Annotated in this window: 18 protein-coding genes and 1 pseudogene; 15 read left to right on the plus strand and 4 right to left on the minus strand. The window is 72.5% G+C overall.

What is annotated here, in order from left to right; genetic code table 11:
• Positions 1-51 precede the first annotated feature (51 nt).
• Positions 52-2,349 carry a bifunctional salicylyl-CoA 5-hydroxylase/oxidoreductase gene (locus SSPS47_RS26905; RefSeq protein ID WP_239065340.1) on the plus strand — a complete coding sequence of 766 codons (2,298 nt, stop codon included), beginning with the start codon at positions 52-54 and terminating at the stop codon, positions 2,347-2,349.
• Between the two features lie 86 nt (positions 2,350-2,435).
• On the opposite strand, the gene SSPS47_RS26910 is transcribed toward SSPS47_RS26905, so the two are convergent.
• Both SSPS47_RS26910 and SSPS47_RS26915 read right to left on the minus strand, forming a co-directional pair.
• Positions 2,436-3,260 carry a PaaX family transcriptional regulator C-terminal domain-containing protein gene (locus SSPS47_RS26910; protein WP_164253204.1) on the minus strand — a complete coding sequence of 275 codons (825 nt, stop codon included), beginning with the start codon at positions 3,258-3,260 and terminating at the stop codon, positions 2,436-2,438.
• Positions 3,261-3,361: 101 nt separating this feature from the next.
• Positions 3,362-5,005 carry an AMP-binding protein gene (locus SSPS47_RS26915; RefSeq protein ID WP_164253205.1) on the minus strand — a complete coding sequence of 548 codons (1,644 nt, stop codon included), beginning with the start codon at positions 5,003-5,005 and terminating at the stop codon, positions 3,362-3,364.
• A gap of 106 nt (positions 5,006-5,111) precedes the next feature.
• Here SSPS47_RS26915 and SSPS47_RS26920 point away from each other — a divergent pair, with 106 nt between their 5' ends.
• From SSPS47_RS26920 to SSPS47_RS26945, 6 genes are all read left to right on the plus strand, one after another.
• Entirely contained in the window at positions 5,112-6,248 is a 1,137-nt protein-coding gene (locus tag SSPS47_RS26920; RefSeq protein WP_164253206.1) for an acyl-CoA dehydrogenase family protein, read from the plus strand.
• Positions 6,245-6,649, plus strand: coding sequence for a RidA family protein (locus SSPS47_RS26925; protein WP_164253207.1), 405 nt, complete (start codon positions 6,245-6,247; stop codon positions 6,647-6,649). Before SSPS47_RS26920 ends, SSPS47_RS26925 begins: the two co-directional genes overlap by 4 nt.
• Before the next feature lie 145 nt (positions 6,650-6,794).
• Entirely contained in the window at positions 6,795-9,260 is a 2,466-nt protein-coding gene (locus SSPS47_RS26930) for a glycoside hydrolase family 2 protein (RefSeq protein ID WP_164253208.1), read from the plus strand.
• Between the two features lie 17 nt (positions 9,261-9,277).
• Entirely contained in the window at positions 9,278-10,300 is a 1,023-nt protein-coding gene (locus SSPS47_RS26935; protein WP_203558112.1) for a LacI family DNA-binding transcriptional regulator, read from the plus strand.
• A 66-nt stretch (positions 10,301-10,366) separates the two neighbouring features.
• Positions 10,367-11,401 carry a glycosyl hydrolase gene (locus SSPS47_RS26940; RefSeq protein WP_164253210.1) on the plus strand — a complete coding sequence of 345 codons (1,035 nt, stop codon included), beginning with the start codon at positions 10,367-10,369 and terminating at the stop codon, positions 11,399-11,401.
• Positions 11,402-11,442: 41 nt separating this feature from the next.
• Complete coding sequence (locus SSPS47_RS26945; protein WP_164253211.1) at positions 11,443-11,856, plus strand: nuclear transport factor 2 family protein; 414 nt, start codon at positions 11,443-11,445, stop codon at positions 11,854-11,856.
• A gap of 66 nt (positions 11,857-11,922) precedes the next feature.
• On the opposite strand, the gene SSPS47_RS26950 is transcribed toward SSPS47_RS26945, so the two are convergent.
• Entirely contained in the window at positions 11,923-12,318 is a 396-nt protein-coding gene (locus tag SSPS47_RS26950; protein ID WP_164253212.1) for a nitroreductase/quinone reductase family protein, read from the minus strand.
• Positions 12,319-12,462: 144 nt separating this feature from the next.
• Between SSPS47_RS26950 and SSPS47_RS26955 the strand changes: the two genes are divergently transcribed.
• The 6 genes and pseudogenes from SSPS47_RS26955 to SSPS47_RS26980 all read left to right on the plus strand — a co-directional run bounded on the left by SSPS47_RS26955 (position 12,463) and on the right by SSPS47_RS26980 (position 20,811).
• Positions 12,463-13,914 (plus strand): ABC transporter permease, encoded by a 1,452-nt coding sequence (locus tag SSPS47_RS26955; protein ID WP_164253213.1) that lies wholly within the window; start codon positions 12,463-12,465, stop codon positions 13,912-13,914.
• 65 nt (positions 13,915-13,979) lie between these two features.
• Positions 13,980-14,660 (plus strand): ABC transporter ATP-binding protein, encoded by a 681-nt coding sequence (locus SSPS47_RS26960; protein ID WP_164253214.1) that lies wholly within the window; start codon positions 13,980-13,982, stop codon positions 14,658-14,660.
• Positions 14,661-14,852: 192 nt separating this feature from the next.
• The gene (locus SSPS47_RS26965; RefSeq protein ID WP_164253215.1) at positions 14,853-16,334 is read left to right on the plus strand and encodes an MFS transporter; all 1,482 of its coding nucleotides are present in this window, start codon (positions 14,853-14,855) and stop codon (positions 16,332-16,334) included.
• A gap of 91 nt (positions 16,335-16,425) precedes the next feature.
• Entirely contained in the window at positions 16,426-17,856 is a 1,431-nt protein-coding gene (locus tag SSPS47_RS26970; RefSeq protein ID WP_164253216.1) for a DUF2252 domain-containing protein, read from the plus strand.
• A 951-nt stretch (positions 17,857-18,807) separates the two neighbouring features.
• Positions 18,808-18,942 (plus strand): annotated as a pseudogene (locus SSPS47_RS36050) (histidine kinase); the annotation flags it as partial.
• An 870-nt stretch (positions 18,943-19,812) separates the two neighbouring features.
• On the plus strand, positions 19,813-20,811 hold the full coding sequence (locus SSPS47_RS26980; RefSeq protein WP_275405195.1) for an aldo/keto reductase: 999 nt from the start codon (positions 19,813-19,815) through the stop codon (positions 20,809-20,811).
• 53 nt (positions 20,812-20,864) lie between these two features.
• Here SSPS47_RS26980 and SSPS47_RS26985 read toward each other — a convergent pair whose 3' ends face one another.
• The gene (locus tag SSPS47_RS26985; protein WP_164253217.1) at positions 20,865-21,482 is read right to left on the minus strand and encodes a fasciclin domain-containing protein; all 618 of its coding nucleotides are present in this window, start codon (positions 21,480-21,482) and stop codon (positions 20,865-20,867) included.
• A gap of 397 nt (positions 21,483-21,879) precedes the next feature.
• On the opposite strand from SSPS47_RS26985, the gene SSPS47_RS26990 reads away from it, so the two are divergent.
• Together SSPS47_RS26990 and SSPS47_RS26995 are read left to right on the plus strand one after the other, a co-directional pair.
• On the plus strand, positions 21,880-23,013 hold the full coding sequence (locus SSPS47_RS26990; RefSeq protein ID WP_239065062.1) for a MerR family transcriptional regulator: 1,134 nt from the start codon (positions 21,880-21,882) through the stop codon (positions 23,011-23,013).
• Between the two features lie 80 nt (positions 23,014-23,093).
• Positions 23,094-24,335: an NAD(P)/FAD-dependent oxidoreductase gene (locus SSPS47_RS26995; protein ID WP_164253218.1), complete on the plus strand. Its 1,242-nt coding sequence runs from the start codon at positions 23,094-23,096 to the stop codon at positions 24,333-24,335.
• Positions 24,336-24,389 lie beyond the last annotated feature (54 nt).

Raw genomic sequence — 24,389 nt, forward strand, 5'->3', positions numbered from 1 at the left:
ACGGCCGACCGGACATCCGCGCAGCCGCCCGGACAGGCCCCGCGGCCCGCGCTGAAGGTCGCGGTCATCGGTGGCGGACCCGGCGGGCTGTACGCCGCCGTCCTGCTCAAACGGCTCGACCCCCGGCGCGAGATCACCGTCTGGGAACGCAACGCCCCCGACGACACCTTCGGCTTCGGGGTCGTCCTCTCCGACGAGACCCTGGGCGGCATCGAGCACGCCGACCCCACCGTCCACCGCGCGCTCCAGGACGAGTTCGTGCGCTGGGACGACATCGACATCGTCCACCGGGGCCGCACCCTGACCTCCGGAGGCCACGGCTTCGCCGCCCTGGGGCGCCGCCGGCTCCTGGAGATCCTGCACGGGCGCTGCGCTTCCCTGGGGGTACGGCTCCGCTTCCGCACCCAGGCGCCGCCCGCCGCCGAACTCGCCGCCACCCACGACCTGGTGATCGCCGCCGACGGCGTGAACAGCCGCACCCGTGAGACCCACGCCGATGTCTTCCGGCCCACCGTCGGCACCGAACGGTGCCGCTACATCTGGCTCGCCGCCGACTTCGCCTTCGACGCGTTCCGGTTCGAGATCGCCGAGACCGAGCACGGTGTGATGCAGCTCCACGGCTACCCGTTCTCGCCCGGGGACAGCACCGTCATCGTTGAGATGCGCGAAGAGGTCTGGCGCGCCGCCGGCTTCGACGCGCTCGACGAGAGCCGGTCCACCGAACAGTGCGCCAAGATCTTCGCCGACGCGCTCGGCGGCCGTGCGCTGCGCGCCAACAAGTCGTCCTGGGCGGCGTTTCGCACCGTCGTCAACGAACGCTGGAGCCACGGCAACACGGTCCTCATCGGCGACGCCGCCCACACCGCGCACTTCTCCATCGGCTCCGGCACGAAACTCGCCGTCGAGGACGCCCTGGCGCTCGCCGCGTGCGTCGAGGAGCAGCCGGATCTGCCGGCCGCGCTCGCCGCGTACGAGACCGAGCGGCGCCCCGTCGTGGAGTCCACGCAGCGCGCGGCGGCGGCGAGCCTGCGCTGGTTCGAGGAGCTGGCCACCTACACGGACCAGCCCGCCCGGCAGTTCGCGTTCGGCCTCCTCACCCGCAGCCGCCGCGTCACGCACGACAACCTGCGGCTGCGCGACGCGACGTTCACCGGCGCCGTGGAGGAGGACTTCGGCTGCGAGCCCGGCACGCCCCCGATGTTCACCCCCTTCCGGCTGCGCGGACTGACGCTGCGCAACCGGGTCGTCGTCTCGGCGATGGACATGTACGTCGCCGAGGACGGCATGCCCGGCGACTTCCATCTGGTCCACCTCGGCGGGCGCGCCCTCGGCGGGGCGGGGCTCGTCATGACGGAGATGGTGTGCGTCGGCCCCGAGGGCCGCATCACCCCCGGCTGTACGGGACTCTGGACGGACGAACAGGGCGCCGCCTGGCGGCGGGTGACGGACTTCGTGCACAACGGCGCGCCGGCCGACGCCGGTTCACCCGGAGCCGCGATCGGGGTCCAGCTCGGCCACTCGGGGCGCAAGGGATCCACCCGCCTCATGTGGGAGGGCATGGACCGGCCGCTGCCGGACGGCAACTGGCCGCTGGCCGCCGCGTCGGCGCTGCCGTACCTGCCGGACGTCGGACAGATACCGCGCGCGCTCGACCGGGCCGGACTCACCGACATACGCGAGCAGTTCGCTTCGGCGACCCGCCGGGCCGCCGAAGCGGACTTCGACCTTCTCGAACTCCACTGCGCGCACGGGTACCTGCTCTCCGGGTTCCTCTCACCGCTGACCAACACCCGGACCGACGCCTACGGCGGCGACCTCGCGGGACGGCTCCGCTATCCGCTCGAAGTCTTCGACGCCGTACGGGAGTTGTGGCCCGAAGACCGGCCGATGACGGTCCGGATATCCGCCACCGACTGGGCGCCGGGGGGCAACACCGCCGAGGAGGCGGTCGAGATCGCCCGCGCGTTCGCCGCGCACGGAGCCGACGCGATCGACGTGTCGACCGGGCAGGTCGTGACGGGGGAACGCCCCGAGTTCGGCCGGTCCTACCAGACGCCGTTCGCCGACCGGATCCGCAACACCCTCTCGGTGCCGGTCGTCGCCGTCGGCGCCATCTCCTCCTGGGACGACGTCAACTCCCTGCTGCTGGCGGGCCGTGCGGACCTCTGCGCGCTGGCCCGCCCCCACCTCTACGACCCGCACTGGACCCTGCACGCGGCGGCCGACCAGGGGTACAGCGGTCCGGGCGCACCGTGGCCGCTGCCGTACCGCGCGGGCAGCCGCCCGCCACCCACGGGCCGCACGGACGGCCCGAAGCCGAGACTCACCCTCACCCGGCCCGACGCCTGATCACGTCTCACGGCTCCAGCGTGGTTCGGGTGTCTCGTCCATGACCCCGATGATGACCGCGTCCGTCCCGGCCGGTCATCCGGATTTCAGGCCGGGCGTACGAAGTGCGCCCCGATGTCTCGCAGTTGGGTGTGCAGCGCGGTGAAGACCTGCGCCGAACGTCCGCCGGGCCAGTCCGCGGGCAGCAGCTCCACCGGCAATCCGGGATCGGCGTAGGGAAGTTGGCGCCAGGAGTCGAGCGCCGTCAGATAGTCCCGGTAGGCGTCCTCGGCCGGGACCGAGGCGGCGGCCGGGGCTCGTGTCTCCCACCGGCGCAGCACCGGCTCGTGCGCGTCCAGGAACTCCCTGTGCAGCGCGGCGATCTGATCGAGGTCCCACCACCGTCCCACCGCCTCCGCCGTCGCCGCGAAGCCCAGGTGCTCGCCGCGGAACAGATCGACGTACGGGTCCAGACGCAGCCGCTCCAGCGCGTGCCGCGTCTCCTCGTGCAGATGGCCGGGGGCGATCCACACCCCCGGCGCGGCCGTACCGAACCCCAGCCGGGCCAGTCTTGAGCGCAGCAGATGCCGCTTGTGCCGCTCGGCCTCGGGGACGGAGAACACCGCGAGCACCCAGCCGTCCGACAGCCGTGGCGGGGGCCGGTCGTAGATACGCCGGTCGCCGTCGTCGAGCAGTTGGCGGGCGTCGGCGGAGAGCGCGTAACCGGCCGCGCCCTCCGGTGTGCGCTCGGCGATCAGCAGCCCCCGGCGCTTGAGCCGCGACACCGACGAGCGTACGGACGGCGCGTCGACCCCGAGCACGCCGAGCAGCCGGACCAGCTCGGCCACGGCGAGCGGCGCGCCGTCCGGCGTCCGGCCGTACGCGCCGTAGAGGGTGACGATCAGGGATCGCGGGGTGTGCTGCTCGGCCACGTGATCACTCTAGAGCCTGGCTCCCGAGCGCCGCCGCCCTCCGGTCTGTCCGTCCCCGCCGCCCTCCGGTCTGTCCGTCCCCGCCGGCCCGCCGGGCGCGCTCAGGCGTCCGGCCGGAGGCGGAACCGCTGGAGCTTGCCCGTCGGGGTGCGGGGGAGCGCGGTGGGGAACTCGAAGACGCGCGGGCATTTGTACGGCACCAGCCGGGCCGTGACGAACTCACGCAGCGCCTCCTTCATCTCCTCGCCGGGCCGTGCGCCCTCGCGCAGGACGACGTACGCCGCCACGATCTGCCCCCGCAACTCGTCGGGGTGCCCCACGACCGCCGCCTCCGTCACATCGGGATGGGCCAGCAGGACCTCCTCGACCTGCGGTCCCGCGATGTTGTAGCCCGCCGAGATGATCATGTCGTCCGCGCGGGCGACATAGCGGAAGTAGCCGTCCGGCTCGCGCACATAGGTGTCGCCGGTGAGGTTCCAGCCGTCGTGCACATAGACCGACTGGCGCGGATCGCAGAGATAGCGGCAGCCCACCGGGCCGCGTACGGCCAGCAGCCCCGGCTCCCCGTCGGGCAGCGGATCGCCCGCCTCGTCCACCACCCGCGCCTGCCAGCCGGGCACCGGCACACCCGTCGTGCCGGGACGGATTGCCGCGTCGGCCGCCGAGATGAAGATGTGCAGCAGTTCCGTCGCACCGATGCCGTTGATGACGCGGATCCCGGTCCGCTCGTACCAGTCCTGCCAGGTGGCGGCGGGCAGATTCTCCCCGGCGGACACACAGCGGCGCAGACCGGAGATGTCGTACGCGCCCCCGCCGGCCGCGGCGAGCTCGCCCAGCATCACGCGGTACGCCGTCGGCGCGGTGAACAGCACCGACACCCCCCGCTCGGCCACGGCAGCCAACAGCTGTCTGGGACCGGCCTGTTCGAGCAGCAGCGTCGACGCGCCCGCCCGCATCGGGAAGACCACCAGACCGCCGAGTCCGAAGGTGAAGCCGAGCGGCGGGCTGCCGGCGAACACGTCGTCCGGCTCCGGACGCAGCACATGGCGCGAGAACGTGTCGGCGATGGAGAGCACGTCGCGGTGGAAGTGCATGCACCCCTTGGGCCGCCCCGTGGTCCCCGAGGTGAACGCGATGAGCGCGACGTCGTCCGCCGCCGTGTCCACCGCCTCGTACCGCTCCGGCATCCCCTCCGCCCGCCGCAGCAGATCGTCCGGCGCGTCCCCTCCGTACGTCATGACGCGCAGCCCCGGCACCTCCGCCTTGACCAGCTCGTCCACCGACCTGATGTCGCACAGCGCGTGGCTGACCCGCGCGATCTCGCACATCGTGGCCAGCTCGCGCGCCCGCTGCTGTGCGAGCACCGTCACCGCCACCGCGCCCGCCTTCAGCACGGCCAGCCAGCACGCGGCCAGCCAGGGTGTGGTCGGTCCGCGGAGCATGACCCGGTTTCCCGGCACCACGCCCAGCTCGGAGGTGAGCACGTGCGCGATCCGGTCCACCCGGGTGCGCAGTTGACCGTAGGACCAGGTGTCGCCCGACGGGAGGTGGAAGACGGGGCGGTCGGCGCCGAAGCCGTCCACCGTGCGGTCGAGGAGTTCGACGGCGCAGTTGAGCCGGTCGGGTCCGCGCAGTTCGGGCGGGTCGAAGACGAGCTCCGGCCACTGTCCGGCCGGCGGCAGATGGTCGCGCGGGAAAGTGTCGCGGTGCGCCGAGGGTGTGAGAACCGCCGGTGTCAGCTCCATCGTTCGCCCCCTCGTGGGGTGGCTTGGTGGCCTTGTGCATCGAGCGTATCGTGTGGGTGACGACAGTCAACAGTCCGCGATAGACGCGATACAAGTGAGGGCCCGGATGCCCGTATTCTCGCTCGATCCGGCACAAAACTCCTGGTGCGACGAGCTGCGTGCCGTCGCCGCCGACCGGCTGCGCCCACTCGCGGAGAAGGGCGAGCCGGGCCACGTCAACCGCCCGCTCGTCGCCGCACTCGGCGAACTGGGGCTGCTCGACCGCATGCTGACCGCGGGAGCGCTCGACCTCTGCCTGCTGCGCGAGTCCCTGGCCCACGGCTGTACGGAGGCGGAGACCGCGCTCGCCCTCCAGGGGCTCGGCAGCTACCCGATCGTCCAGGCCGGCACCGCGGAGCAGCGCGACCGCTGGCTTCCCGAGGTGGCGGCGGGCCGCGCCGTCGCCGCGTTCGCGCTGAGCGAGCCTGGCGCCGGGTCCGACGCGGCGGCGCTCGCGCTCGACGCCGTGGCGAACGACGGGCCGGACGGTTCCGGCACGCCCGGCCCCGGCTGGCTGCTCACCGGCGAGAAGCGCTGGATCTCCAACGCGCCCGAGGCCGACTTCTACACCGTCTTCGCCCGCACGACCCCGGGCGCCGGGGCGCGCGGCGTCACCGCCTTCCTCGTCCCCGCCGACCGGCCCGGACTGACCGGCTCGCCGATCGAGATGCTCTCACCGCACCCCATCGGCGCCCTGGCCTTCGACTCCGTACGCGTGAGTGCCGCCGATGTCCTCGGCGACGTGGACCAGGGCTTCCGTGTCGCCATGAACACCCTCAACCTCTTCCGCCCGAGCGTCGGCGCCTTCGCCGTCGGCATGGCGGGCGCCGCCCTCGAAGCGACCCTCGCCCACACCGCCGGACGCACCGCCTTCGGCGGCCCGCTCAAGGACCTCCAGTCGGTCGCGCACCAGGTCGCCGAGATGGCGACGCGTACGGAGGCGGCCCGGCTGCTGGTGTACGCGGCGGCCAAGGCGTACGACTCCGGCGCGCCGGACGTACCGCGCCGCTCGGCGATGGCGAAGCTGTTCGCGACGGAGACCGCCCAGTACGTGGTCGACGCCGCCGTCCAACTGCACGGCGCCCGCGCCCTGCAACGCGGTCACCTGCTGGAACACCTCTACCGCGAGGTCCGCGCGCCCCGTATCTACGAGGGCGCGACCGAGGTCCAACGCACCATCATCGCCAAGGAGTTGTACGGATGAGCCTGGAGCGGACCAACCCCGGGGAACTCGCCCCGCCCAGCGGCTTCTCGCACGCGGTCAGTGTGACGGCGACCGAGGGCCGACTGGTCTTCCTGGCCGGCCAGACCGCGCTCGACGGGACCGGCGCGGTGGTGGGGGAGACCCTGGTCGAGCAGTTCGAGACGGCCCTCGGCAACCTGCTCACCGCGCTGGCCGCGACGGGCGGCTCCCCGGCCCATCTCGCCCGCGTCACCGTCTACGCCACCGACGTGGCGGACTACCGCGCGCACGCCGCCGAACTGGGCCGGGTGTGGAAGCGGCTCGCCGGCCGCGAGTACCCGGCGATGGCGCTGATCGGCGCGGTCAGACTCTGGGACGAGAGCGCCCTGGTGGAGCTGGACGGCATCGCGATGGTGCCCTGAACGCCGGTGAGTTGAGTAAAGGTTAAGTAATCTCACCTCAACTCCCTCTCCCACAACGGGGAAATATGCTTGACCGGTCTATGGACTGAACCAGGCCGCCGCCTCTACGTTGAGCGGCACGCCGTCCGAGATCGGAGCATCCCGTATGAAGGACGTCACCCCCCTCACCGAGGGGTGGACGCTGCGCCACGCCCCGGCCGACACCGTCTCCGCCCCGGCCGAGGCGCCCGCCGACGACGTCCCGGCGACCGTTCCCGGCTGCGTCCACACCGATCTGCTCACCGCCGGGCTGATCGAGGACCCGTTCCTCTCCCGGAACGAGACCGCGGTCGCCTGGGTGGGCCGCACCGACTGGCGCTACGACACCGCGCTCGGCCCCCACGACACCGCGCACGAGCGCACCGACCTCGTCTTCGACGGCCTCGACACCGTCGCCGCCGTCCGCGTGGGCGGCGTACGCGTCGGCAACACCCGCAACATGCACCGGAGTTACCGCTTCGACATCACGGACCGGCTGGACCCGGCCACCGCCACGCCGCTGTCCGTGGAGTTCACCTCCGCCTATACGGAGGCCGAGGCCGTACGCGCGCAGGCGGGCGACCGGCCGGGCGCCTACCCGGAGCCGTTCCAGTACATCCGCAAGATGGCCTGCTCCTTCGGCTGGGACTGGGGGCCGACCCTCGTCACCGCCGGCATGTGGAAGCCCGTCCGCCTGGAGCACTGGTCCACGGCCCGCCTCGCCACCGTCCGCCCGCTCGTCACCGTCGACGGCCCGACCGGCCGCGCGGAGCTGCGCGTCGGCGTCGAGCGGACGGCCACGGGCGGCGGGGTCCTCACCGCCCGCGCCCGCGTCGGCGGCCACACCGCGTCCGCCGACTTCGACGGCGACGGCACCACGCTCACGGTCGAAGTCCCCGACGCCGCCCTTTGGTGGCCCCGGGGCTACGGCGAACAACCCCTCTACAGCGCGGAGTTGGAGCTGCTCGACGCCACCGGCGCGATCCTCGACCGATGGGAGCGCCGGCTCGGATTCCGTACCGTCACCCTCGACACCGGCGCCGACGCGCACGGCACCGCGTTCACCCTGGCCGTCAACGGGGAGCCGGTCTTCGCACGCGGCGTCAACTGGATCCCCGACGACGTCTTCCCCTCCCGCGTGGGCCCCGACCGCTACCGCGCCCGCCTCAGCCAGGCCGCCGACGCGGGCGTCAACCTCGTACGGGTCTGGGGCGGCGGCATCTACGAGAGCGACGACTTCTACGACGTCTGCGACGAACTCGGCCTGCTGGTCTGGCAGGACTTCCTCTTCGCCTGCGCCGCCTACCCCGAGGAGCAGCCGCTGCGCTCCGAGATCGAGGCCGAGGCCCGCGAGAACGTCACCCGCCTCATGCCGCACGCCTCCCTCGTCCTGTGGAACGGCAACAACGAGAACCTGTGGGGCTTCCGAGACTGGGACTGGGAGCCCGCGCTCGACGGCGACTCCTGGGGCGAGGGCTACTACCTGGGCCTGCTGCCCCGCGTCGTCGCCGAGACGGACCCCACCCGGCCCTACTGGGCAGGCAGCCCCTGGTCCGGCGGCTGGGACCACCACCCCAACGACCCCGCGCACGGCACCGCGCACTCCTGGGACGTCTGGAACCGCACCGACTACACGGACTACCTCGGCACCGTCCCCCGCTTCGTCGCCGAATTCGGCTGGCAGGCCCCGCCCGCCCACGCCACCCTGCGGCGCGCGCTGCCGGGGGAGGAACTGTCCGCCACCTCGCCGGGCATGCTCCACCACCAGAAGGCGCACGACGGCAACGGCAAACTGGAGCGCGGCCTCGCCCACCACTTCTCGGTGCCCGCCGCCGGGCCCGCGCACTTCGACCGCTGGCACTACCTCACTCAGCTCAACCAGGCACGGGCCGTCGCCACCGGCATCGAACACTGGCGCTCCCACTGGCCGGTGTGCGCGGGCACCGTGCTCTGGCAGCTCAACGACTGCTGGCCGGTGACCTCCTGGGCCGCCGTCGACGGCGACGCACGCCCCAAGCCGCTCTACTTCACGCTGCGCCGGCTGTACGCGGACCGGCTGCTCACCGTACAGAAACGCGACGGCCGGCCCACCGTCGTCGCCGACAACCAGTCCCCCACCCCGTGGGAGGCGGCCGTACGGCTGCGCCGCATGGCCGCCGACGGCCGGACCCTCGCCGAGACGACCGTGACGGCGCGGGCCGGAGCGCGCTCGGTCGCGCTCGCGACCGTGCCCGGCGAACTCCTGCCGGACGCCGGGTCCGGGAAGGAGTTCCTGGTCGCCGACGCGGGCGAATTGCGGGCGCTGCACTTCCCCGTACGCGACCACTCCTTCGCCCTCCCCGCCCCGCGCTACGACGTGGCGACCGTCCGCCAGGGCGACGAACCCGATGCCGTGGACGTCGTCGTCACCGCCCGCACGCTCCTGCGCGACCTGCTGCTCCAGGCCGACCGGCTCGCGCCCACCGCCGTCGCCGACCAGGGGCCGCTGACGCTGCTGCCGGGCGAGAGCGCCACCATCCGCGTACGCGGATGGGACGGCGAAGGCGCGCCCGACGCCGTACGCGCGGCGCTGTTCATGGTGGAGCCGACGTGAGCGCGGACGGGCGACGGATGACCATCCGGGACGTCGCCGCCCGCGCCGGTGTGTCGCGGGCCGCCGTCTCGCTCGCCTTCAACAACAAGCCGGGCGTCTCCGAGACCACACGGGCGCACATCATTCGGACCGCCGAGGTGATGGGCTGGGAGCCCAACCGCTCGGCCCGCGCGCGAGGTTCCCGGGGCACCGGCGCCGGTACAAGCGCCGTCGGACTCGCGATCCGCCGCCCGGCCCGCCAACTCGGCCTGGAACCCTTCTACATGGACTTCATCTCCGGTATCGGCAGCGTGCTGACCGAGCACGACGGCGCCCTGCTGCTGCGCCTGGTACGTGACTTGGACGAGGAGATCGAGCTCCAGCGGCACTGGTGGCGATCAGGCCAGATCGCCGGATCCGTCCTGGTCGACCTCCAGCGCGACGACCCGCGCGTCCCCGCCCTCGCCGCGCTCGGCATGCCGGTCATCGCGGTCGGCCACCCCTCGCTCACCGGGCCGTTCACCGCCCTGTGGACCGACGACGGTACGGCCGTCACGGAGGCCGTCCGCTATCTCGCGGCCCTCGGCCACCGCTCCATCGCCCACGTCGGCGGACCGCCCGAGCTGGGCCACAGCGCCCTGCGCACCGAGGCGTTCACGGCCGCCATGACGGAACTGGGACTCACCGACGCGCGCCGGCGCGTCACCGACTACTCCGGCGACGACGGCGCCCGCGCCACCCGCTCGCTGCTCGCCTCCGCCGCCCGCCCCACGGCGATCATGTACGACAACGACCTGATGGCCGTCGCCGGGCTCTCCGTCGCCGCCGAGATGGGGCTCCGGGTCCCCGCGGACGTGTCCCTGCTGGCCTGGGACGACTCCCAGCTGTGCCGGCTCACGCACCCGTCGCTCTCCGCGATGAGCCACGACATCCACGCGTTCGGGGCGGAGGTGGCACGCGCGATGTACGACCTACTGGGCGGCGAGCGTATCGCCGGCCGGCAGGTCCCCACCCCGTCCCTGACCCCACGCGGCTCGACCGGCCCACCGCCGCCTCCGTAACACCCACTTCCACCGAACAGCGCGCCCCCGCAACCCCCCTCACCGAAGAGGAAGGCCCGCTTCGCCATGCGCGGAAACCGCACCCGTCCCCGTCCCCGCTCCCGTCCCCGTTTCCGGCTCGTCGCCCTCGCCACGGCGGCGCTGACCACGGCCGTCGTGTCCCTCACCGCATCACCCGCCCCCGCCGGGGCGTTCCCCGCCACCCCCAAGCAGGACGTGCTCAACTACCTGACGTCCATTTCCGGTTCGAGTGTCGTCTCCGGACAGCACAACAAGGAACCGGCCGCCGCCCCCGGCCGCTACACCCAGCTCGTGAAGGACATCACCGGCCAGTACCCCGGACTCTGGGGCGGCGACCTGATGTTCCGCGCGGAGGACGTCGCCAACCGGCAGCGCGTCATCGACCAGGCGAAGACCGAGTGGGCCAACGGCTCGCTCGTCACACTCACCTGGCACGTCTGCCCGCCCACGGTCGGCAGCTCGTGCGAGTTCGAGGGCGGCGTCAAGTCCAGCATCTCCCAAGAGGAGTTCGAGGCGACGGTCACCGACGGCACGGCGCTCAACACCGCGTGGAAGCGCCGCCTCGACGAGGTCGTCCCGTACCTGCGGCAGCTCAAGGACGCGGGCGTCCCGGTCCTGTTCCGCCCGCTCCACGAGATGAACGAGTCCTGGAACTGGTGGGGCAACCGTCCCGGCTCCGACGGCGGCGCGCGGCTCTACCGGATCACCCGCGACCATCTCGCCGGCAAGGGACTCGACAACCTGATCTGGGTGTGGAACGTGCAGGACAACCCGGCCGGCGGCTGGAGTTCGTACTATCCGGGTGACGCCTACGTCGACGTCGTGTCGCTGGACGTCTGGTACAAGAACCACCCCAGCCAGTCCGACTACCAGCAGCTGAGCGGGATCGCGGGCAACAAACCGATGGCCCTGGCCGAGCTGGGCAAGATGCCCGGCGCGGCGCTGCTCGACAGCCAGACACGCTGGTCGTACTTCATGCTGTGGTCCGAGCAGTTGCAGGGCAACAACTCCAACGCCGAGATCCAGGCCGGATACTTCCACCCGCGCGTCCTCAACCAGGGCGAGGTGGTGCTCCCTTAGGGTCTGTCCACCGAAGGAACGAGGGAGCCGCGCCGATCCCGATGTCCGACGACGAGCAGCAGATCCGGGCCCTGATCGAGGGGTGGGCGGCGGCCGTGCACACGGGTGACATGGACCGTGTCCTGGCCGACCACGCCGCCGACATCGTGATGTTCGACGTGCCGCCGCCCCAGGAGGGCGTACGGGGCATCGACGCCTACCGCGACGTCTGGCCCGGCTTCTTCGGGTGGCAGGCGAGCGGCGGCACGTTCGACATCCTCGAACTGGACGTCACCGCGGGCGCCGATGTCGCCTACGCGTACGCCCTCCTGCGCTGCGGTTCGCCGCGGGAGGTGGCCGAGCGGTCGGCCACCCGTCTGCGGCTCACGATCGGGCTGCGCAAGGAGCGGGAGCGCTGGGTGGTCGCGCACGAGCACCACTCGTTCCCGGACACCGGAGGCGAGGCGCCGGCCTGAGGGAGTCCGGCGCGCGCCGGCCGGGTCCGGGTCCGGTCCGGTCGGGCCCTGGTCCGACCGGGCCCGTCAGTCGGCCAGATCGACGCGCACCGTCAGCAGGTTCGTGCCCATCAGCCGGACCACCGCGCTGTTGCCGGCCGGCAGTTTCCGCAGACGTGCGCGGGGATCGTCCTGCGGCATCGGGTGGGCGGTTCCGGTGTGCCAGGTGCCCTTGATACGGACACGGACCCTCGGGTCGGCCAGGATGTTGCGTACGTACTGCGACTTGTCGCCGTACTCCGACACCAGCCAGAACTCCTGGCCGACCCGGCTCCCGCCGACCGGGGTCCGCCGGGGCAGCCCGGACGTGCGCCCCGTGGTCTCCAGAAGGATCTGCCCCGGCAACCGCGAGGAGAGCGGATTGGCGACCCGGCGCTGGAAGGCGGTGACGACCCGGTGCTTGATCTCGTGGTAGCGCGACATCCGTGACTCTCCCTCTCGCGGTGCTGACATTGCGGACGGTACCGACGATGCTCACGGCGCTGACCGTGCACGTGCCGAGGGCTTCTCATCCTTCTCTTACGCCGCTCATATGCTGCCATCACGCGCCGTGCATATCTTCGCGCCATGTTCTTCACCTACCTCCGGCGCGAACTGCGCCGCCGCCGAAAGGCCGCGCTCGTCGTCGCCTCGGGGCTCGCTCTCGGTATCGCGCTGGTCATCGTCGTCGACTCCGTCTCCTCGGGCATGCGGGACGCCCAGGGAAAGGTCCTGGAGTCGCTGTACGGACTCGGCACGGACATGACCGTCACCAAGGCCGCCCCGCCCGCCTCGGAGGGCGGCCGGGAGAGACCCCGCTTCAACTTCGACGCGCAGGACGGTGACGAGGAGCAGAGCAGCGACATCGTCATGCCGCAGGGCTTCGAGACCCTCGCGTCGAGCACCGTCGACGAGGTCGCCGACCAGTCCGGTGTGGCCACCGCCGTGGGCGGCCTCAGCCTCTCGGTCGTCAAGGTCGACGGGGAGTTCAGGCCCGGCAGGCTCCAGCCGGGGGAGGACAGCGCGAACGGCGGCGGCGGCGGCATCGGTGGTCCGCAGGGTGAAGTACGGGGCGGGGGAGCCGAGTTCGACGTCAACTCCTACACGGTCTACGGCACCGACACCACCCGTCAGGACCTCGGCCCGCTGACCTCCTCCAGGATCACCGACGGCCGTACCTTCAAGACGGCCGAGACCGACGCCGAGGTGGCCGTCGCCGACGCCGCCTACGCGAAGGAGAAGAAGTACAAGGTCGGCAGTGAAGTCACCGTCAAGGGGACGAAGTTCGAGATCGTCGGCATAGCGACCCCCGACAGCGGCGACGCGGCGGCCAATCTGTACATCCCGCTGAAGCAGGCGCAGACCCTGTCCGACTCCAAGGACAAGGTCACCACGGTCTACGTCCAGGCCGACGACTCCCAGCAGATCGGGGCCGTCAAGTCGGCCATCCGGAAGAACGTCCCGGGCACCACCGTCACCACCTCCGCCGACCTCGCCGACACGGTCTCCGGCTCCCTCACCACGGCGTCCGACCTCGCCACCAACGTCGGCAAGTGGCTGTCCGTCGCCGTTCTCGTCGCCGCGTTCGTCGTCGCCGGACTGCTCACCGTGTCGGCCGTCAGCCGCCGCGTACAGGAGTTCGGCACGCTCAAGGCCCTCGGCTGGAAGAGCGGGCGCGTCACCCGGCAGGTCGTCGGCGAGGCGATGGTCAACGGGCTGGTCGGCGGTGCGCTCGGCATCGCCGTCGGCGTGGCCGGCGCCTACGCGCTGACCGCCGTCAGCCCCTCCCTGACCGCCCAGCTCGGCGCCGCGGCCGGCGGCCCCGGCGGCGGTCCGGCCGGCGGTCTCCTCCGAGCGGGCGGCCCCGGCGCGCAGAGCGCCGACAAGGCCATCGAGATCGCGCTCACCGCGCCCGTCTCCGCCTCGACGATCGCCCTGGCGGTCGGCCTCGCGGTGACGGGCGGACTGATCGCCGGCGCCTTCGGCGGCTGGCGCGCCTCCCGCCTCCGGCCGGCCGACGCGCTGCGCCGCGTCGAGTAGCGCCCGAGGACGCCCTCGTACCACCCGTACTCATCGCAGCATCGCAGCAGCCCAGGAGTCGCACCATGTATGAACTCAGCGGCGTCACCAAGCAGTACCGCAGAGGCAAGGACACCGTCCACGCGCTCGCCGGGGTCGATCTGACCATCGGCGAGGGCGACCGGCTCGTCATCAAGGGCCCCACCGGCGGTGGCAAGTCCACCCTCCTCCAGATGCTCGGCGGCCTCGACCGGCCCACCGCGGGCAGCGTCAGGCTCGACGGCACCGACCTCGCCCGGCTCGGCGAGGCTAAACTCACCGGCCTACGCGGCCGGTCCATCGGCTTCGTCTTCCAGAGCTTCAACCTCATCCCCACCCTGTCCGCCCAGGAGAACGTCGAGACGGCGCTCGTACCGCTGGGCACCAAGGCCGGGGAACGCCGCGACCGCGCGGCCGAGGCCCTGCGCTCCGTCGGGCTGGGGGAGCGCCTCAACCATGTGCCCTCCGAGATGTCCGGCGGGCAGCAGCAGCGCGTCGCCATCGCGCGGGCGCTCGTCAAACAGCCGAAGGTGCTGCTGGCCGACGAACCCACCGGCAATCTCGACGAGTCCATGCGTGACGAGATCATGGACCTCCTCGAAGGGCTCTGGAAGGAGCACGGGCTGACCTTCGTGATGGTCACCCACGACAGCGCCATCGCCCGCCGCGCGACCCGCCTCGCCACCATCAGGAACGGGAAGATCACCATCACCGAACGCTCGAAGTAGCGGGGGAGGCGACGGGGCGAGCGACGGCCCGGCCGACTGCCGACAGGGCCGGGCCGGGAAGCGCGGGGGCCGGGGTGGGCGTGTCAGAGCGGGGCGGGGGGCGCGCGACCGTACACTGAGCCGGTTCGCGGGCCGTGCCCCGCCGCGTGCCCCGCGTGCCCCGCGTCCCCCGCGTCGGCCCCGGAGGCGTTCTTGCGCTTCAGCTCACCTTCGACCCGTCTGCTCACCCGGCTTCCACTGGCCGGCAACTACCCGGCGGCCGTCGCCCTCGCGCTGCTCGCGCTGAGCCCGTACCTGATCCTCACCACCGCCACCTCCCTCGCGGAGCCGCAGATCATGGGGGGCATCGGCGCCACGGCGTACGAGCTCCAGCTCAGCAGCGGCATGTCGAACGCGGCGTACGCCTTCGGCGCCGTGGCCTGCGCCGACCTCGTGCAGCGGTTCGCACGGCGCCGGGTCTATCTCATCTGCGAATGCGGGTTCGTGCTGAGTTCGGTGCTGGCCCTCAGCGCGCAGAACATCGGCATGTTCGCGACCGGAGTGGTGCTCCAAGGACTCTCCACCGGCATGCTGCTGGTCGCGGCGCTGCCCCCGCTGATCATCGGCCACCCCATCGACAAGCTCCGGACCACCGCCGCGGTCGTCAGCCTCGGCCTCTTCGGCATGGTGGCGTTCGGGCCTCTGGTGGGCGGGCTCGTCGGCTCGCTCGGCGGCTGGCGGCCCCTGTTCGCGGGCATCGGCACCCTGGCGCTGATCGGACTGGTGATCGGCTCCCTGACCTTCGAGGGCAACGATCCGCCGGACCGCCGGGCGAGGTTCGACTGGACCGCGATCCCGCTCGCCTTCGGCACCACGGCGCTGCCGTTCTTCGGCGTCTCGTGGCTGACGCGCGGCGACTTCAGCGATGCCGAGTTCTATGTGCCGGTCGTCGTGGGGCTGGTCTGCGGGGTCTTTCTGGTGGGCGGCCACTACCGCAAGGCCCGACCGCTGATGCCGGTGCGTCCCATCAGCGACACCCTGCCGGTCGTCGGCACGCTCAACGCGATGCTCGTCGGGGCGTGCTTCACCACCCTGCTGGAGCTCATCGAGGTCTATCTGACCAGGATGGCGGACTACTCCCCGCTGCGGATCGGGGCGCTCGTCACTCCCCAGATCCTCGGCGTCCTCATCGCGGCCCTGCTGTTCCGCCGGCTGATGTCGACCCGCTGGACGCCGTATCTGGCCCTGTGCGGCACCATCAGCGTGGCCGTCGGGGCCGCCGTCCTGCTCGCCACCTCCACGTCGAGCGCGACGGTGACCGTCCCCATCGCCTCGTTCTTCCTCGGCTTCGGCGCGGGCGCCGGCGTCACGCCCGGACTCTTCCTGGCCGGCTTCTCCGTCCCCGCCGCGCAGATCGGCCCCACCTTCGCCCTGGTGGAACTGCTGCGCTCGGAGGCGGCGTTCCTCATCGGTCCGGTCCTGCTGCACTTCGCGCTCGTCCAGGGTCTCGCCGACGGGTTCCACCAGGCGGTGGGGATCACGCTGGGAATCACCGTCATCGGCACCCTGAGCCTGGTGACCCTGTACGCCCCGGGCGGCGCCCGCCCGGAGGCACCGGACCTGGTGTCCTGGCACGCGGGTACGTCGACGGGCTACCACTCACCGGCCCTGCTGGCGGCGGTCCGTAACCGCTGACCACGCGCCCCGCACCCCGCCGACGTGCGGGGCGCCGGTGGGCGCCGGATAGTGGAGGGGCGGGGCGGGCTCTTCGAGCGGAGGCGCAGCGATGAGCAAGCGAGGCCGGAACCCCGGAACGGCCGCGCGGCGGCAGGCCCCGTACCTGTCCCCCCGCGAGCGCGCGGAGCAGGGGAGGGCCGCGCGCAAGAGCGCGCCGAGGAGGAGCCACGCGGGGTTCGACCCCGGCGACCGGCCCGATCCGGTGTCGGTCGTGGAGGCGCAGTCGCAGACGCGGGTGCCCGATCTGGTGCCCATCCGGTACGGGCGGATGACGGAGTCGCCCTTCCGCTTCTACCGCGGCGCCGCCGCGATCATGGCGGGCGATCTGGCCGGCACCCCCGACACGGGCCTCACCGCGCAGCTCTGCGGGGACGCGCATCTGATGAACTTCCGGCTGCTCGGGTCGCCCGAACGACGGCTGGTGTTCGACATCAACGACTTCGACGAGACGCTGCCGGGACCGTGGGAGTGGGACGTCAAACGGCTGGCCGCGAGCCTGGTGATCGCCGCGCGGGAGAACGGGTTCTCCGCCGGGGACAGGGCGACGATCGTGGGGACGGCCGTACGGTCCTACCGCGAGCGGATGCGCCTGTTCGCCGGGATGGGCAACCTCGACGTCTGGTACACACGCGCCGACATGGCGGACCTCCAGCCGCTGGCCGACCGGCAGCTCAGGGCGAAGGGCCGGAAGCGGCTGTCGGCGACGATGGCGAAGGCGCGCACCCGCGACAGTCTCCAGGCGTTCGAGAAGCTGACGCGAGTACAGGACGGGGAGCGCCGGTTCACTCCCGATCCGCCGCTGGTCGTGCCGGTGGACGAGCTGCTGGGGGGCGTGCGGCGCGACTCGTTCGTCACCGAACTCCACGAGCTGGTCGAGCGGTACGGCCGGAGCCTGTCCACCGAGCGCAGACACCTGCTCCGGCAGTACCGGGTGGTCGACATCGCCCGCAAGGTGGTCGGCGTGGGCAGCGTGGGGACACGCTGCTGGATCCTGCTCCTGCTGGGCAAGGACGACACGGATCCGCTGATCCTCCAGGCGAAGGAGGCGGACCGCTCCGTGCTCGCCGAGCACGCGGGCCGCAGCGAGTACCGCAACCAGGGGCAGCGCGTCGTCGCCGGTCAGCGGCTCATGCAGTCGGTGGGCGACGTGTTCCTGGGATGGGACCGGGTGCGGGGGCTGAGCGGACACCAACGGGACTTCTACGTGCGGCAGTTGCACGACTGGAAGGGCGTCCTGGTGCCGCAGGAGATGGTGCCCAACGGGATGCGGGTGTTCGGCGAACTGTGCGGCGCCACCCTAGCCCGCGCGCACGCCCGCTCGGGCGACCGGATCGCCATCGCCGCCTATCTGGGCGGCGGCTCCGCGTTCGACGACGCGCTGATCGAGTTCGCGGAGGCGTACGCCGACCAGAACGAGCGCGACCACGCCGCGCTGGTGGCCGCGGTGAAGTCGGGGCGGGTGCGGGCGACGGCGGGGTGACCGGCCCGCGCACCGCCCGGCCCCCGACGGCTCGACCACGACGGTCCTCCGCACCCGGCGCGACGGCGACGTCCTGAACCTACGGGCGGCCGGCACGCAGAACTCCCCGGTTCTCGGCCGAGCGCACGCTGCTGACCGCCCCCCGGGAACGGAGCCACTGACGGCGCGACTCGGCTGAACAGCGCCTGGCCACAGAGAGGTTCGCACCGTCCGGACGGGACCGGCCGCCGCCGCTGCACGCGCGGGAGACGTACCGGCCACAGTCCTCGCCCCGGCCCGGCGGGAGGACGAACCGCACCACGCCGGCGCAGTCCGGCGGGCCCCGTCTCTATCTCCGGACAGAGACGACGGTCGCCCGGTGGGCTGATGTCCGCGCCGTACGCGAGCCGTAGCGTGGAGCGCATCATGAAACGAACCGACGACCGGTTTCTCCCGGTCCTGCTGCTCGGTGTCCAGGCCGCGGTGCGGCCCGGATACGCGCTGACGCGTGGCGCCGCGCCGGATGCCGCGGACCTCCTCGCCGTCGCACTGGCGGGTGGTCTGGTGGCCGCCGCGCTCGCCGCCCGCCGTACCCGTCCGGTGCCCGTCCTCACTCTCGTCGCCGTCGTCTGCGCCATCGGCGCGGGACCGCTGCCGACGGGCGCCGTGGCGGTGCTCGGCACGGCGGGAGTCGCGCTGGCCCTGTTCACGGTGGCCACCGAACGGGACACCACCACCGCGCTGCTGTGCGTCGCCACGCTCACCGTCTGGCAACTCACGTACGGCATCAGCCTGCACGGGCTGAGCGGCGGCCAGGGACTCGATCTCGTCCTCACCGCGTTGCTCTACGCGACAGCCACCGGAACGGGACTGTTCGCGCGGCGGCGACGGGCCGAGCGGAGCGCCGCCGAACGGCGTCTGGAACGGGCGGAGAGCGAGCGGCACCGCCTTCCGGCGGCGGAACAACGCCGGATGGAGAGGGAGTTGCACGACGTCAGCGCCCATCACCTCACGGCGGTGGTCGTGACGGTCGAGGCGGCGCTGGGGCTGCGGGAGCGACGGCCCGAACTGGCCGGCGAGGCGGTGGAGTTCGCCGCCGGGACCGGCCGCGAGGTGACCCGGGCACTGAGCGCCGTGCGGGCCCCGGCGCCCTCACCGGGGGATCTGCCCGCGCAGGAGCGACTGCGTGCACTCGTCGCCGGATTCCAGGCCCTCGGGCTGCCGGTGACCTGTGAGACCGAGGCCCTGCCGGACGGTTCCGTCGGCGACGCCGCGTACGGCATCGTCCGTGAGGCACTGACCAATGTGATCCGCCACGCCCCCGGCGCCCCCACCACCGTGCGATGCGTCTACGGCGACACGCACACGGACGTCGTGGTGCGCAACGCGCCACCGAAGGTGCCGGGCACGGGCACAGCCACGGGTTCCGGCGCCGCGCGAAGTGACGGACCCGTCAAGGGACTCGGTGGCGGGCGCGGCCAGAACTCCCTTCGCGGGCGGGCCAGGGAGGCGGGCGGCACGCTCACCAGCGGGCCGACGCCGGACGGCGGGTGGGAGGTGCGGGCGGTCCTGCCGGGGCGGAACCGGACGGTGCACGCGGCGGCAGTGCCGCGCGAGTACCGGATCGCCCAGTTCGTCACGGCCGCCGGCCTGTGCTTCCGCCGCCCTCATGACCACCGCACACCGGGAGACCACCGCCATGACCGACACCGGACCGTCCCACCGCGCCGTACGCACCCTGCGCCACGCGCTCAGCAACGTCTTCGCCCGTGTCTACCTCGTGGCGATCGTCCTGCTGTCCGGCTGGGCCGTCGTGGTCAGCGTGGGCGACAACCCCGACGCGTCCTTCGCCGGAGTGGTGCCGGTGATCGCCACCCTGCCCGTCAGCCTGCTCTTGATCGTGCTGCCCGACCACTGGTCCATGATCCTGCTCCCGATCTCCCTGGGCGCCCTGGTCAACGCCACCGTCATCGGCTGGTGCGCCCACGCCCTGACCCGGCCGCGCCCCGGCTCGGGCCCTCCGCGCTGGGCCTGGGCGCGATGGGCATGTCCGGCGCCTACGGCGAGGCCGACCGCGCCGAGAGTGTCGCCACCGTGCACGCCGCGCTGGACGCCGGTGTCACGCTGATCGACACGGGCGACTTCTACGCGATGGGCCACAACGAACTGCTGCTCGCCGAGGCCCTGCGCGGCCGGGACCGGGACAGCTACCAGCTGAGCGTCAAGTTCGGCATGCTGCGCGGACCCGGCCCGGATTTCGGCGGGCACGACTGCCGCCCCGAGGCGGTGAAGAACTTCCTGGCCTACTCGCTGACCCGGCTGGGCACCGACCACATCGACATCTACCGTCCCGCCCGGCTCGACCCGGCGGTACCGATCGAGGAGACGGTCGGCGCGATCAAGGAGATGATCGACGCCGGGTACGTACGGCACCTCGGCCTCTCGGAGGTCGACGCCGCGACGATCCGCCGCGCGCACGCGGTGCAGCCGGTCGCCGACCTGCAGATCGAGTACCCACTGATCTCCCGCGCGATCGAGGCGGAGGTCCTGCCGACGCTGCGGGAGCTGGGCATCGGGCTGACCGCGTACGGCGTTCTCAGCCGCGGTCTCATCTCCGGTCACTGGACGGCCGGGCACACCGCCGGCCCCGGCGACATGCGTGCCGTGAGCCCGCGGTTCGCCGCGGGGAACGTGGAGCACAACCTCTCCTTCGTGGAGACGCTGCGCCGGATCGCCGGGGCCAAGGGGTGCACCGTCGCCCAACTGGCGATCGCCTGGGTGGCCGCGCAGGGCGACCACATCGTGCCCCTGGTCGGCGCCCGCACCCGGGAACGGCTGGCGGAGGCGCTGCCCGCGACGGCACTGACCCTCACCGAGGCCGACCTCGCCGAGATCGAGAAGGCGGTCCCCGCGGGCACGGCGCGCGGCGACCGCTACCCGTCGGCGTTCATGTCCGGCCTCGGCGTGGGCAACTGAGCCCCGCCCTCCCCTTGGGCGGGGAAGGCGGGGCCGGGGGGAGAGGCCGATGCCTACTTCGGCATCAGGACCGTGTCGATGAGATTGACCGTGGCGTTGGACGTCGTGATGCCACCGCACACGATGTTCGCCGTGTCGTTGACCTTGAACGTCGAGCCCGAACCCGACGTCGAGAGCGTGGCGCCCTCCAGCGTCTTGAACGTGCCGTTCGACAGCTGCGACTTGCTGATCTTCTCACCGACCACGTGATAGGTCAGGACCTTGGTCAGCTGCGCCTTGTCCGCGAGCAGCGCGTCGAGATCCGCCTTCGGGATCTTCTCGAACGCCGCGTTGGTCGGAGCGAACACCGTCAGGTTCTTCGCGTTGTTGAGCGTGTCCACCAGTCCGGCCTGCCGCAACGCCGCTGTCAGCGCGGACAGTTGGGGGTTCTGGGACGCGGCGGTCGCGACGGGCTGCGTGGCCATGTTCGCGGCGCTTCCCTCCCCGCTCTGGGGAAGCGACGAACATTGCGGCCCGAACGGGTCCGTCGCCGTGGTGCTCGCGAGGGCTTGGGGTGCCAGCACTCCCATGGACACGGGGAGGACAACTGCGGCACAGGCCGCCACCGCCGTGCGGCGGGCGCGGGAGCCGCGCGAGGAACGAGGACTGCGGGGGTTGCGGGAGATGTTCATGGGGGGACTCCTCCTGCGGGGGAGAGCGGGAACGTCGGGGCGGGCGGGGTCGCCGTCCGGCCCTGTCCTGCTGCTGCCGTCCGGTCGAACGACATCCCTCACGTTCGCACGGTCCGGCGAACGGGGCATTTCGTGACGGCGGCGCCCTGCGCGCCCGGCCCCGGCCGGTGTGCGGCTCTTTCCCTTCGCGCCACTGGCCTGCGGGCGTCTCTCGTATCGCCTCCGGAGTGGGGTCGCGCACCCCGCGTTTCCGTGCGCCGCGTCGCTTCTGCGTCGCCTGAGCCTCAGACGATGCACAAACGATGCGTATTGCCCCGAACGCGTCGTTCTCTCCAGAGTGACCGCGTGGCCAGCGCTGTTCCGAAGTCGCGGCCGCTTCCGCTCGTACAGTGATCAAGTGAGCGAGTCGATGCACGAGGTCGAGTTCGGGAACGAGAACACATACGCCTCGTCCGGGGCCCCGGTCGCCGTCGGCCTCTCCACCGGCGCCGTGGCCCGCAGGCTCGGCGTCTCACCGACCACGCTGCGTTCCTGGGACCGGCGCTACGGCCTCGGGCCCGCCGCGCGCCAGGACGGCCGGCACCGCCGCTGGACCCCCGGTGACGTGGCGACACTCGAAGAGATGTGCCGCCTGACCGCCGCCGGGGTGCCGCCCGCCGAGGCCGCCCGCGCGGTCCGCGACCGGTCCGTGGCGCCCGCCCCGCCCCTGGGACAGGCCCCGACCCCGACTCCGGCCCCCGCCCTCCGGCGACCGGGACGCGAGGGCGCGCCGCCGCTCGGCGACGTCCGGGTGGAGTGCCGGGGGCTGTCCCGCGCCGCCGTACGCCTGGACGCGCCCGTCATGGAGAAACTGCTCAGCTCGTTCGTCGAGGAGTACGGACTGGTCCGTGCCTGGGAGAACGTGATGATGCCGACCCTGCGCGCGGTGGGCCGCAGGTGGGCGTCCGCCGGTGACAAGTACGTCGAGGTCGAACATCTGCTGTCATGGCACATCTCGTCGGCCGTGCGCCGCGTACCGGCCGGCCCACCCCTGCGGACCGACGCCGGGCCGGTGATGCTGGCCTGCGTACCGGGCGAGCAGCACACCCTCCCCATCGAGGCACTGACCGCCGCTCTGTCGGAACTCGGCCTGCCCACAAGGATGTTCGGCGCCGCCGTACCGGTGACGGCGCTCGACGATGCCGCCCGGCGCATCGGCCCCCGCGCCGTGGTGCTCTGGTCCCAGTCCCGCTCGACCGCGAGCCGCCCGCTGGCACAGCACATCGCCGCCGCCAGCTGGGGCGTGAAGGGGGCGCGGCGCAGCCCCGAGGTCGTGCTCGCCGGGCCGGGGTGGGCCGGGCTCCCGCTGCCGGGACTGGCGCGTGTCCACGGACTGCGCGAAGCGGTCGTCGGGCTGGCAGGGCTCTACGGCGCCGAACCGGCCGCGCTCATGGTTCGGGGCCCGGACGCCGAAGAGAAGGAGAAGCGGGGAGGGCGGCGGACAGGATCCTCCCCGTACGCACCGCCCGCACTGTCCGCACCGGACACCTGAGCACCCGAGGGGTGACAGGTGGAACCGACAACCGCACGGCGCCCCGGCCGCGCGGCCCCGACACGAAGGAGGGTCCTCCCATGTCCGCATCCCGTGGCGCCCCCGAGATCCTGGTGGTCGGAGCGGGCCTCTCCGGTCTGGCCTGTGCGCACGATCTGCTCGCGGCCGGTCTGAACGTCGCCGTACTGGAGGCGTCGGACGGCGTCGGCGGGCGCATGCGTTCCGACCGGGTCGACGGTCATGTGATCGACCGGGGCTTCCAGGTCTTCAACACCTCCTACCCGCAGGTGAAACGCCGTCTGGCACTGCGCGATCTGCGTCTGCGCCCCTTCACACCGGGCGTCCTCGTCCACACCGACCGCGGCCGGTTCCACTTGGCCGACCCCACCCGAGCGCCCCGCACAATCCGGAGCCTGCTCGGCGCCGGGCCGGCCGGCCCGCGTGATCTGCTCGCGCTCGGCGTGCTCTCCGGCCGCGACATGCTCGGGCCCGTGGGCCGGTTGAAGCGCGCCGATGACCACACCACGCGGACCGCCCTCGCGGCGGCCGGGATCTCCGAGGAGTTCACCGAACTGTTCTTCCGGCCGTTCCTGTCCGGCGTGTTCCTCGAAGAGGACCTGGAGACCTCCGGCCGCGTCTTCCATCTGGTGTGGCGCAGCATGCTGCGTGGCACGCTCTGCCTGCCGTCGGACGGAATCGGTGAGGTGCCGCGGCAGTTGGCCGACACGCTGCCGGCGGGCACCGTACGGTTCGGCTCCCCGGTCGACCGGCTCACCGACGACGGTGTCCTGCTGGCCGACGGCACCGAGAGGGCGGCGGACACCGTGGTCGTCGCGACCGGGCCGGGGCCCGCCGTACGTCTGCTGCCGGACCTCGACATGCCGCCCTACCGCGTGGTGACCACCTACTTCCACGCCGCGCCGAAATCGCCCCTGGCCGGGCCGACACTGCTCACCGACACGCGTCTGCGCTTCCTCAACAGCTGTGTCCTGAGCGAGGTGGCGCCCGGCTACGCGCCGGCCGGCTCCTCGCTCGTCGCGACCTCGGTCCTCGGCGAGGACACGGAGGGCGGGGAGAGCGCCCTGCGCGACGCGCTCTCGGAGGCGTACGGGACGGACACCGCGGGCTGGGGCCTGCTGACGGTACGCACCGTCCACGAGGCGCTGCCCGCGATGCCTCCTCCCCAGCCGCTCACCCGGACCTCCCGCGCCGGGGCGGGCCGCTATGTGTGCGGGGACCACCGGACGACCGGCTCGGTCCAGGGCGCGCTGGCCTCCGGGGCCAGGGCGGCCCGCGAGATCCTGCGAGACCTGGGCCGGTAGGCACCTGTCAGCTGTCGCGGAAGAGGCGGGCCGGCGCGGTGGCCGGCCGCTGAC

The organism is Streptomyces sp. S4.7 (assembly GCF_010384365.1).
GTDB lineage: Bacteria > Actinomycetota > Actinomycetes > Streptomycetales > Streptomycetaceae > Streptomyces.